At 71.8% G+C, this 11,262-nt stretch carries 8 protein-coding genes and 1 pseudogene; 4 read left to right on the forward strand and 5 right to left on the reverse strand.

The features are described 5' to 3' along the window. Positions 1-120: 120 nt before the first annotated feature. Positions 121-1,761 carry an ABC-F family ATP-binding cassette domain-containing protein gene (locus ACZ4TO_RS04715; RefSeq protein ID WP_382797295.1) on the reverse strand — a complete coding sequence of 547 codons (1,641 nt, stop codon included), beginning with the start codon at positions 1,759-1,761 and terminating at the stop codon, positions 121-123. Between the two features lie 514 nt (positions 1,762-2,275). Here ACZ4TO_RS04715 and ACZ4TO_RS04720 point away from each other — a divergent pair. After that, the gene (locus tag ACZ4TO_RS04720) at positions 2,276-3,106 is read left to right on the forward strand and encodes a hypothetical protein (RefSeq protein ID WP_468023413.1); all 831 of its coding nucleotides are present in this window, start codon (positions 2,276-2,278) and stop codon (positions 3,104-3,106) included. A gap of 41 nt (positions 3,107-3,147) precedes the next feature. On the opposite strand, the pseudogene ACZ4TO_RS04725 reads toward ACZ4TO_RS04720, so the two are convergent. Further along, positions 3,148-3,836 (reverse strand): annotated as a pseudogene (locus ACZ4TO_RS04725) (hypothetical protein); the annotation flags it as partial. Positions 3,837-3,903: 67 nt separating this feature from the next. On the opposite strand from ACZ4TO_RS04725, the gene ACZ4TO_RS04730 reads away from it, so the two are divergent. Beyond that, positions 3,904-4,866 (forward strand): FAD-dependent oxidoreductase, encoded by a 963-nt coding sequence (locus ACZ4TO_RS04730; protein ID WP_382797294.1) that lies wholly within the window; start codon positions 3,904-3,906, stop codon positions 4,864-4,866. Between the two features lie 65 nt (positions 4,867-4,931). Here ACZ4TO_RS04730 and ACZ4TO_RS04735 read toward each other — a convergent pair whose 3' ends face one another. Beyond that, positions 4,932-6,890, reverse strand: a complete 1,959-nt coding sequence (locus tag ACZ4TO_RS04735; protein WP_468023414.1) for a Xaa-Pro dipeptidyl-peptidase — start codon at positions 6,888-6,890, stop codon at positions 4,932-4,934. Between the two features lie 182 nt (positions 6,891-7,072). Here ACZ4TO_RS04735 and ACZ4TO_RS04740 point away from each other — a divergent pair, with 182 nt between their 5' ends. Next, on the forward strand, positions 7,073-8,572 hold the full coding sequence (locus ACZ4TO_RS04740; protein WP_468023415.1) for a M1 family metallopeptidase: 1,500 nt from the start codon (positions 7,073-7,075) through the stop codon (positions 8,570-8,572). 83 nt (positions 8,573-8,655) lie between these two features. Here ACZ4TO_RS04740 and ACZ4TO_RS04745 read toward each other — a convergent pair whose 3' ends face one another. Both ACZ4TO_RS04745 and ACZ4TO_RS04750 read right to left on the reverse strand, forming a co-directional pair. Further along, positions 8,656-9,582, reverse strand: a complete 927-nt coding sequence (locus tag ACZ4TO_RS04745; RefSeq protein WP_468023416.1) for an adenosine kinase — start codon at positions 9,580-9,582, stop codon at positions 8,656-8,658. A gap of 214 nt (positions 9,583-9,796) precedes the next feature. Further along, positions 9,797-10,276 carry a macro domain-containing protein gene (locus tag ACZ4TO_RS04750; RefSeq protein WP_468023417.1) on the reverse strand — a complete coding sequence of 160 codons (480 nt, stop codon included), beginning with the start codon at positions 10,274-10,276 and terminating at the stop codon, positions 9,797-9,799. A 144-nt stretch (positions 10,277-10,420) separates the two neighbouring features. Between ACZ4TO_RS04750 and ACZ4TO_RS04755 the strand changes: the two genes are divergently transcribed. Beyond that, positions 10,421-11,119 carry a MerR family transcriptional regulator gene (locus tag ACZ4TO_RS04755; protein ID WP_382797289.1) on the forward strand — a complete coding sequence of 233 codons (699 nt, stop codon included), beginning with the start codon at positions 10,421-10,423 and terminating at the stop codon, positions 11,117-11,119. Positions 11,120-11,262 lie beyond the last annotated feature (143 nt).

An 11,262-nucleotide genomic window follows, 5' to 3' on the forward strand; every position in this document is an offset into this window, starting at 1 on the left:
GGTTCGGACTGGCCAGGGGGGGGGCGGGAGGGAAAAGGGGGGGGAAAGATGGGGCGGGAGGAGGGGGGGGGGGGACTGCCGGTGGGGGTTTACCCCCTTCCGTATGCCGGCCGGCGAGGCTCAGCGTTCCGTCACCTTGCCGTCCGCCACCTCCAGGCGGCGGGTCGTGCGGACCGCGTCCAGCATGCGGCGGTCGTGGGTGACCAGCAGCAGCGTGCCCTCGTAGGAGTCCAGGGCCGATTCGAGCTGCTCGATGGCCGGCAGGTCGAGATGGTTCGTCGGCTCGTCCAGGACCAGCAGGTTGACGCCCCGGCCCTGGAGGAGGGCCAGCGCGGAGCGGGTGCGCTCACCCGGCGAGAGCGTGGCCGCCGGACGCAGGACGTGGTCCGCCTTCAGGCCGAACTTGGCCAGCAGCGTACGGACCTCGGCGGGCTCGGTGTCCGGGACGGCCGCGCCGAACGCGTCCAGCAGCGACTCGGAGCCGTGGAAGAGCTTGCGGGCCTGGTCCACCTCGCCGACGACCACACCGGAGCCGAGCGTGGCGTGGCCGGAGGACAGCGGCACCCGGCCGAGCAGCGCGCCCAGCAGGGTCGACTTGCCCGCGCCGTTCGCCCCGGTGACGGCCACCCGGTCCGCCCAGTCGATCTGGAGCGTCGCCGGACCGAAGGTGAACTCCCCGCGCCGTACCTCCGCGTCGCGCAGCGTGGCCACCACCGCGCCCGAGCGCGGGGCCGCCGCGATCTCCATGCGCAGCTCCCACTCCTTGCGGGGCTCCTCGACGACGTCCAGCCGCTCGATCATGCGCTGTGTCTGCCGGGCCTTCGCGGCCTGCTTCTCGCTGGCCTCGCTGCGGAACTTGCGGCCGATCTTGTCGTTGTCGTTGCCCGCCTTGCGCCGGGCGTTCTTGACGCCCTTGTCCATCCAGCCCCGCTGCATCTGGGCCCGGCCCTCGAGGGCCGAGCGCTTGTCGGCGTACTCCTCGAAGTCCTCGCGGGCGTGCCGACGGGCGGTGTCGCGCTCTTCGAGATAGGCCTCGTAGCCGCCGCCGTACAGCGTGATCTGCTGCTGGACCAGGTCGAGTTCGAGGACCTTGGTGACCGTGCGGGTGAGGAACTCGCGGTCGTGGCTGACGACGACGGTCCCGGCGCGCAGCCCGGAGACGAAGCGCTCCAGGCGCTCCAGTCCGTCGAGGTCGAGGTCGTTGGTGGGCTCGTCGAGCAGGAAGACGTCGTAGCGGGAGAGCAGCAGGGAGGCGAGGCCGGCCCGGGCCGCCTGGCCGCCGGACAGGGAGGTCATCGGCTGGTCGAGACCGACGCCGAGTCCCAGCGAGTCGGCGACCTCCTCGGCGCGTTCGTCGAGGTCGGCGCCGCCGAGGTCGAGCCAGCGCTCCAGGCTGTTCGCGTACGCGTCGTCCGCGCCGGGCGCGCCGTCGACGAGCGCCTGCGTCGCCTCGTCCATCACCCGCTGGGCCTCCTCGACACCCGTCCGGCGGGCGAGGAAGTCCCGTACGGTCTCGCCCTCCCGGCGCTCCGGCTCCTGGGGCAGGTGCCCCACGGTCGCGGAGGGCGGGGAGAGACGCAGCTCGCCCTGTTCCGGGGTGAGCAGACCGGCGAGCAGCCGCAGCAGCGTGGACTTGCCCGCGCCGTTGGCGCCGACGAGCCCGATCACGTCGCCGGGCGCGACGACGAGGTCGAGTCCGGCGAAGAGCGCGCGGTCGCCGTGTCCGGCGGTGAGGTTCTTGGCGACGAGGGTGGCAGTCATCAGGGAGCCGATTTTAGTCGTTCGGATCGACGTGCCTTTCCCACGGCTGTGATCCGTCGGCCTCGAAGGCCGGCACGCGTGCGCCCACCCGCGCGTGGGCCCGCTGCGCAGGCCGGGCATGAGCGGCCCATCGGATCCGCGACCATGAGCGCCCGTGGCGTCCTGGCTCGTCAGTCGTGAAGAAGAACCGCCACATCGTGAAGATCGACTCCACTGGCCCGCATCTGGGAGCGGTGTGCGATCCATAGCCACCTACCAGCATGATTCCCAATCTGACATCGAGTCGGCGAGCAAAATTGACACGTGGCACGCCGACCCATGATCCATATGATCTTCGCAACGTGAAGAAAGTGTGCACACGACGCGGTCGCGGCTGTCCGGTCCGCACCCTGTCGTCAGCCGATCGGCGACGCAGGCCGCTGCCTTCCCCGGCTCTTCCCGGATTCGTTCCAGCCGTCCGTCAGGGGAGCCGTGACGCACACCCGTAGCCGAACTCTCCGAAGGAGGTGGATCGATGGCGATACTCTTCGCCGTCGTCGTTCTCGCCCTGGCAGCGATCGCAGCCGTTGTGGTGAAGGCCAAGAAGTACGGCGGTCTGTCGCAGGCGTTCTCCAAGGAACTCGCCGCGGACCGCAAGGTCCTGTCCGAGGCCCGTTCAGCCGTGAAGTCCCTCCAAAAGGTCCGGGCGAAGGAACTCTCGCAGGCCGAACAGGTGCTCACCGGTGCTCAGCAGGCCTACGACCGTGCTGTGCACGACGCCGAGACCCTGCTCGAGAGGTACCGGAACCCCGGTTACGGCCGCCCCCTGACCAGGCTCGGGAAGGTGGTCCTGCACGAGCATGTGGTGCAGGCGGGATCGGAGGTGTTTCCTCTCCTCGGTCTTTCCGCCAGGACGGAGTCGGGGCCCGAGTCCAGCCACCTGTACCTGAATCTGCCGAGTGGGCACCAGCACCACTTCAGCTACTCCACCGCCTGGCGGGGAACCGGCAACACCAGCACCTCCACCAAGAGTTCGGGCGACTACGACGTCGTCACCGTGTCGGAGCAGATGCGCCGGGACTACTCCGACGAGGACGTCCGCGCCTTCGCGTCAGCGATCGCGAACGCGGCCGTGTCGGAACGAGTGTTCATGGAGAACCTCCCTCGCCTCACCGAGGAGGCGGAGACCGGCCTGGCCGCCACACGGGCCGACAAGCGCGCGATCGATGCTGCGGGACAGGCGCTGGAAGCCCTGCGGCGCGAGTCGGAGACCGCTGCCCGGCTCGAAGCGGCCACAGCCGAGCTGCACAAGGCCGAGGCGCAGTGGGCCGCTCGCAGCGGCGAGGCCAAGCAGTTGACCGCCTGAGCCGGTCCGACACGATGGCCCGCCGGCCCGTCCGGCGGGCCGAAGGACTCCCCCTCGACGGCCCTGGCATCGAGGGGGATCCGGTGGTGACCGGTCTGCAGGGTCCCGTCGAAGACGTCGTGCTCGTGGGTGCACGAGAGGCGGTCCCGCCGCTGGGCGGTCAGCCGGACACGGCTCAGGGAGGCGACGTCGACTCCGGCCTCGCGGTCGGCGGCGTGAGGGGGGCGCCCCGCGCTCCGATCAGCAGTACGCGGCGGCGGGAGCCCGCGTCGCCGTCGAGCAGCAGGTTCAGCGCGGCCCGGTACTCGGGGCCGTGGAAGCGGTAGGGCCCCACTCCGTGGTAGCCGTTGCGTTCCAGATCGGGGCGGTCGCCGGTCTGCCAGGCGAAGTCCCGCCAGACGTAGTCGTCGCCGTCCCGCTCGACGACCGCGGTGACGGCGCCGCATTCGACGCTCTCGCACTCGGGGCAGCCGTAGATGACGTGCCTGCCGCCGTCGAGCGGGGCGTCCGCCTCCAGGAGGAGGCCGCGCACCTGGGCGGTGAAGATCGCGGGCGGTACGTCGGAGGCGAGCGGGGAGACCGCGTCGAGACCGGAGAGCTCCGACAGCAACGGGCGCCCGTCGACGACGAAGTCGACGGCGTCCCGGTGGACCCGGGGGTCGCCGCCCGTGAGGACTCCACCGGCACGCGTCGCCGGGGCCAGGCCGAAGGTGGCGTACTCGGAGGACATGGTGTGAGTATCCCCAGGCGGGGAGTGACGAGACCTCCGTCGTGGCATGTTCCGCTAACGTCCCCGCATGGAGAAGCCCGGGAACGATGACGTGATCGTGGTCGGCGGCGGGGTCGTCGGTCTGACGACGGCCGTGGTGCTGGCCGAGGCCGGCAGGCGGGTCCGGGTGTGGGCGCGGGAGCCCGCCGAGCGGACCACCTCGGCCGTTGCGGGGGCGTTGTGGTGGCCGTACCGCATCGCGCCGAAGGAACGGGCCCGTGCCTGGGCCCTCGAATCGCTCTCCGTGTACGAGGAGTCGGCGGCGCGTCCCGAGACCAGTGGCGTACGTCTGGTCGAGGGGGTCATGGGCGAGACGCGGCTGGACGAACTGGGGTCGTGGGCGGCCCGGGTGCCGGGACTGCGCGCGGCGACGGCCGAGGAGTACCCGGGCACGGCGCTGCGGGCACGGCTGCCGTTGCTCGACATGCCCGTGCATCTGCGGCATCTGCGGGAGCGGTTGCTGCGGGCGGGCGGGACGGTCGAGGAACGGACGGTGACGGACCTCGCGGAGCCGGACGCGCCGGTCGTCGTGAACTGCGCGGGCCTCGGAGCCCGTGATCTCGTCCCGGACCCGGCCGTCCGGCCCGTGCGCGGACAGCTCGTGATCGTCGAGAACCCCGGGATCCGTGAGTGGCTCGTCTCGACGGACCCGGCGGCCGGGACGACGACGTACGTCTTCCCGCAGCCGGACCGGGTGATCCTCGGCGGTACCACGGACGAGGACGACTGGTCGCTGGTTCCCGACCCCGAGGCGGCCGCGCGGATCGTCGAGCGGTGCGCGGCGCTGCGTCCCGAGGTCGCCGGGGCCCGTGTGCTCGGCCACCGGGTGGGGCTGCGCCCGGTGCGCGAGACGGTACGGCTGGAACGCGAGGTGCGGCCGGACGGACGGGTGCTGGTGCACAACTACGGGCACGGGGGCGCCGGCGTCACGGTGGCGTGGGGATGCGCGCGGGAGGCGGCCGGACTCGCCGGTCCGGCCGCCTCCCGCTGACCTCCGGCCGCGGGGGCCGGAGGGTCGGGCGGGTCAGTGCGTCACGGGGGCGGCAGGTCGGTGGGTCAACCGGCCTGTCCCGGGACGCGGACTGCGGCGCGCGGGGCGCGTACGCCGTCGAGGACGGACGCGGACGGTGCCGCCGTGGAGCCCGCCGTCGCCCGCTCGAACGCGCCCGCGCCGCCCACCAGGGGCACCCGGGCCGAGGTACGGGACAGGTCGAGCGTCAGGGTCGGCGTGTCGGCCGGCGGGTCGATCAGGTCCTTGTCGGTGCCCGCGACGATCAGCGCGAGCCGGTGCCCCTTCGGGACCACGTGGTCCGTCGCCGCCAGGTCCAGCGTGATGGTGTACGCCTTGCCCGGGGTGAGCGCGACGCCCTTGTCCGAGGCGTGGTTGCCGAGGTCGGCCCAGCCGCGGCTGACGACGGTGAAGTCGACGTCGGTCCTGGCCGCCGCGGTCACCTTGTAGCAGGAGCTGTCGCCGGCCGTGCTCGCGCCCCAGCAGGTGCGGTCGGTCAGGGTCGTGATGCCCTCGCCGGAGCCGGCGTAGTCGCGGACGGTGTCCGGGCCGAGGTCGACGAGGACCGCCGAGAGGTGGGCGGTCGCGGTGGTGGGGGTGGCGGTCACGGTCACCCGGGAGGAGCCGGAGAGGCGCAGGTCGTGCGTGAGCGGCCCGGTGGTGAATCCGGCCTTGTCCGTGGTCGTCTGGTCGACGTGGGCGGCCCAGTCGGTCTCGCTCCGCGTCGGGTCGTCGGTGAACGTCTCGGTCCCGGAGCGGCGGGCGAGCCCCAGAGCACCGACTCCCGGCTGCGCGCCCGCGCTCGGGCGCAGGGTCGTGGCGCTCGTGGTGCGGGGCGGCCAGACGGCCGAGGTCGTCCACTGGTCGGGGTGGCGTTCGATGTCGGCCATCGGTTCGTGGTCGATGCCGTTGTCGTAGCCGAGGAGCTCGTGGTCGAACCAGCGGTGCAGGGTGTCGACCCAGGCGCCGCGGCGGAAGTCGAAGGGGTCGACATGGCCGGTCTGGGAGAGCCAGATCTTGCGGTCGACGCCGTTCTTGGCGAGGGCGTCCCACCACTGGCCGAAGTTCTTGGTGCGGACGTTGAGGTCCTGCATGCCGTGGACGAGGAAGACGCTGGCCCTCACCTTCGAGGCGTCCTTGACGTAGTCGCGCTCGGTCCACAGCGGCGTCCAGTCGCCCGTGCGCGGCGCGCCGTCGACCAGTTTCCGCTGTACGGCCGCGCACTTGGCGCGGGCGTCGGGGCTGTCGACGTAGCCGGACAGCCAGTCGGGTCCGGAGTCGTAGAGCGGGGCGCCCTTGGCGAAGTAGTAGTCGTACCAGGAGGAGATGGCGCTGATCGGCACGATGGTCTTCAGGCCCTTCACGCCGGTGGCGGCGACGCCGTTGGCGATGGTGCCGTCCCAGCTCTTGCCGATCATCCCGGTCCTGCCGTCGGTCCAGGTGGCCCGGGCCGCCGTCGTGCCGGTGCGGGTGGTGTAGCCCCGGGCGCGGCCGTTGAGCCAGTCGATCACCGCCTTGGCGGACTGGATGTCGGAGCGGCCGCCGACGTCGACGCAGCCGTCGGAGCGGTCGGTGCCGGCGAGGTCGACGCCGACGAAGGCGTAGCCGCGCGGCACGAAGTAGTTGTCGTAGAACAGCGGCATCTGGACGACGTGGCCGTTCGCGTCGTACGTCTTCTTCTGGCTCTCGTTGCCGCGCCCGCAGCAGGAGTAGTACGGGCTGGCGTCCATGATCACGGGGATCTTGCGTCCCTGGCGGGCGAGTTCGCGCGGCCGGACGATGTCGACGGCGACGCGGTCGTGCCGTCCGTCGCCGTCGCCGTCGAGGCCGGTGTCCACCCAGACGGACTCGCGGATGGCGTTCTCGTAGGAGTAGACCGGTGTGCTCTGTCTCGGGGCGCCGTGTGCGGCGGCCGGGAGGAGTAACGCGGCCATCAGGGCGGCCACGGCCGCCGTCGCGAGCGATCTCCAGGTCATGAAGCGCGTTCGGCTCACTGGTATCGGCATGCGCGGAACGTACCCCGGTGAACTCTCCTGCGACAGGGGGTGCCTGACGGGCCATCGGTCCGGGAGGACTCATGTCGGCCGAATGGCGATCGTGTGACAGGGGTGACCGTGGACATGACTGGTGCCCCAGGGACTGAATAGGCTCCGGACCGACTTCATGCCCCGACGACTTGGAGCTTGACGTGCACCGCAGACTCATCGCCCCGGGCGCTCTGGCCGCCTCCCTGCTGCTGGCGATCCCGGCATCGGCGGCGAGCTACACCCCGGGAGCACCGGGCATCGGCGACCCCTACTACCCGGCCTACGGCAACGGCGGGTACGACGTCTCGCACTACGACCTGAGGCTCACGTACCGGCCGACGACGGACGAACTGGAGGGCACCGCCACCCTCCTGGCGACCACGACGCAGGATCTCTCCCGGTTCGATCTGGACTTTCTGCTCGACGTGAGCGAGGTGCGGGTCAATGGCGCGAAGGCGTCGTTCGCCCGGTCGGGCGAGCACGAGCTGGAGGTCACGCCGGCGAAGCCGCTCGCCAAGGGGACGGCGGTCACCGTCGTCGTCCGCTACAGCGGAGTGCCGTCGACGAAGAGCGCGTACGGGTTCTCGACCTGGCACCGCACCCCGGACGGGGCGGTCGCGGCGGACGAGCCCGAGTCGGCCTGGTGGTGGTACCCGAGCAACGACCACCCGCTCGACAAGGCGACCTACGACGTGTCGGTGGCCGTCCCGGACGGCACCCAGGCGATCTCCAACGGCACGCTGCAGTCGACGAGTTCACGGCTCGGCTGGACCCGCTACAACTGGCGGTCCAACAAGCCGCAGGCCACGTATCTGACCACGCTCGCGGTCGGGAAGTTCGACATCACGACCGGCACCTCCGAGGGCGGCGTCCCGGTCGTCAACGCCTACAGCAAGGACCTGGGCGACAACGACGGGGCGGCGCGCGCCAGTGTCGAGCGCACGGGCGAGCTGGTGGACTGGCTGAGCGGCTACTTCGGGCCGTATCCCTTCAGCAGCGCCGGCGGATACGTCCCCAACACCACCACCGGGTACGCGCTGGAGACCCAGACCCGGGTGTACTACAGCCCGCGCCAGTTCGCGAACGGCTCCAACACCTCCGTGGTCGTGCACGAGTTGGCGCACCAGTGGTTCGGCGACGACGTGTCGCTGAAGGGCTGGAAGGACATCTGGATCAACGAGGGCTTCGCCCGCTACGCGCAGTGGCTGTGGTCGGAGCACGAGGGCGAGGGCACGACGCAGGAGCTCGCGGACTACGTGTACGCCTCGCATCCGGCGGACGACGCCTTCTGGACGGTGGCGCCCGGGGATCCCGGGCCCGACAACCAGTTCGACATCGCGGTCTACGACCGGGGCGCGCTGGCGGTGCAGGCACTGCGCAACCGGGTCGGGGACGACGCCTTCTTCGCCATCCTGAAGGGCTGGCCGAAGGAGCACGCGTACGGGAACGCGTCGGTCGCCGACTTCCAGCGGTACGCGGAGCAGGTGTCCGGCACGTCGCTCGCGACGCTCTTCGACACCTGGCTGTTCCAGCCTTCGAAGCCCGCGACTCCGGCGGCCAGGAACGCGGGGGTCGCCCCCGCCACCCCGGCGAAGACGGTCACCGCCCGCCCGAAGTCGTGGAAGAAGATCGCCGCGACGAACTCGCTCCACGCACACTGAGCCCACCCCGCTGAGCCCACCCCGGGGCCCACGACACGGGCCCGCGTCCCACCTCGGCGGGACGCGGGCCTGCGGGTCCTCCGTCAGGGGCGGGCCGGGGCGCCGAGGTCGTGGTGTGCCGTCTGGTCGAGGAGTTCTGTGCGGGTGATGGCGTCGGCGCGGGTCGCGGGCACCGTGCAGGCGTAGGCGCCGGCCACCGCACCGTACAGGGCGCAGCGCTCGATCGTTTCGCCGGTCAGACGGCCGAAGAGGAAGCCCGCGGCGAAGGAGTCCCCCGCGCCGTTCGAATCGACGACCGGCGTGCGGGGCGGGATCGCGGGGATGTGGGTCACCTCGCCGTCGGCCAGCACGTACGCGCCCTCGGCGCCGGCGGTGGCGACGACGACCTCGGCCCGGCCGCGCTCCACGATCTTCCACATGGTGCGCTCGTGGTCGGGGAGGGCGGTGGTGGAGACGAACACGATGTCGGCGGTGTAGGCGAAGGCCTCGTGGTACGGGTTCTCGCCGTCCCAGTTGTGCAGATCGGTCGAGATGGTCACCCCGGCCTCCCGCAGCACCGGCAGGGCGAGGGCGCACGGGTGGGTGATGGAGACATGGGCGTGCCGGCTCGACGCGGCCAGGTCGCGCACCGTGTCCTCGGGCAGCCGGTCCCCTTCGCTCGCCCGGCTGTCGTCGTACAGGGACAGCCTGCGCCCGTCGGGGCCGACGAGGTTGACCGCGCGCTTGGTGCCCGCGGGCTGGGGGACCTCGGTGAGCGCGATGCCCCGCTCCCGGTGCAGGGCGCGTACGAGGTCGCCCTCGGGGTCGTCGCCGAGCATGTCGAGGTGGTGCGTGCGCAGGCCGAGGGTGTGCAGTCCCAGCGCGACGAAGTCACCGGTCTGCCCGGCGCGGGTCTCGATGCCCGGGCGGATCATGTAGCTGTCGGCGTAGGGCAACGGCAGTTCGGGGACGTGGACGATCGTGTCCACACCCGCACCGCCCAGAACGAGGACGTCGATGTCGCGGCTCATGACACTCCCTTTCGGACGCGAGCAGCGAGTCAACCAGTCCCCCGACGATCACCGCAAGGAGTTGCAGAAACTTCCGCAAGCCCCTTCGTGAACTCCCTCCAGCTTCCTCCAGCTCCCTCCAGCTCTCTCCAGGGCCGCGTTTGCGAGGCCCGCTTCCGTGCTCCGCTCACCCGAGGTGAGCGGGCAGCCCGTCACCGCGACGCCTCCGGCGCCGTCAGCCGTCGTGGTCGTACACCGTCACCGCCAGGCCGCGGCGCACCAGCCGCTCGGTGACCAGGGGTTCCACCCGCGCCCAGGTGCCACCGGCCAGCCCGCATCCGATGCGCGGCATGTGCACGGAGGCCCCGAGCTCGACCGCCTTGCCGGCCAGCAGCGCGAGGGCGGCGTCGATGGCCTCGTACCGCACGGGAACGCCCTTGCTGCCGGTGCGTATCCCCCGCTGCCCCACCATGTTCGCCACCCACACATACGGCTCGACCTGGACGAACTGGGCCGCGCCCAGGCCGAAGTCGTTGCTCGCGCGGCCGCGGTGCCAGGCGCGGTACGCGGCCTCGGGCTCCGGCCAGCGGCGGGAGAGCGCCAGCACGAAGCCCTTCCCCCAGCCCCCGACGTCGTTGCACACGTGGGCGATCACTTTGACGCCCTTGACCGAGGGAGCGGTGGCGTCCCCGCGGACGTAGCTGATCTCCGGCATGACACCACCGTAGAGGCCGCCACTGACAACGGCGTCGCTGGACAGGTGCTTTCACAACACTGGTGAGACAGCAATACTGTTGCACCGCGCCGTCACCCCTCACCCCGGACGCGCGCCGCACGACGGGAGAGGCGAGGACCTGGCATGACGACGGACACCGAGGAGCCCAAACTCACGGTCGACGAACTGGCCGCGCGCGCGGGCGTCACGGTCCGCACGGTCCGCTTCTACAGCGCCCGGGGCCTGCTGCCGCCGCCCGTGATCGGCCCCCGCCGGGTGGGCCACTACAGCCAGGAGCATCTGGCCCGGCTCGCGCTCATCGAGGAGTTGCAGCACCAGGGCATGACGCTGGCCGCGATCGAGCGCCACCTGACGCAGTTGCCGCCGGGGCTGAGCGCGCACGACCTCGCCATCCACCGCGCCGTGGTGGCCTCCTGGGCGCCCGACGCGATGGAGGACGTGACCCGGGAGGAACTGGAGCGGCGGGCCGGGCGGCCGCTGGGTGACGCGGACCTGGAGCGGCTCGCCGCGATGGGCGTCGTCGAGGGGGCGGGGGACCCGCTCCGGCTGGACCCCGGGCTGCTGAAGCTCGGCCTGGAGCTCCTGGACGTACCGATCGCGGACGAGACGATCCTCGCCGCGCGGACCGTCCTGCTCGACCACTCGCGCGCCGCGGCCCACGAACTGTCCGGCCTGCTGCGCAACGCGGTGGGCGACCGGGAGTCCGTGGCGGCCGTGAAGTCGCTCTCGGCGCACATGCAGCCGCTGGTCGTGCAGGCGCTGCTGACCGCGTTCCAGCGCTCGTTGAAGGACGAGCTGCGGGAATGGCTCAAGGAGTCCTGACGGCCGCCGTTCGACAGCGGGGGGGGGGGGGGGGGGGGGGGGGTGGGGGGGGGGGGGGTAGGAGGGGGGGGGGGGGGGGACCAGCGCGGCGAGAATGATAGCGCGAGGATGGGGGGGTGTCGGGGAAAGGGTGGGGGTACAAC

Source organism: Streptomyces sp. NPDC028298 (assembly GCF_055565895.1).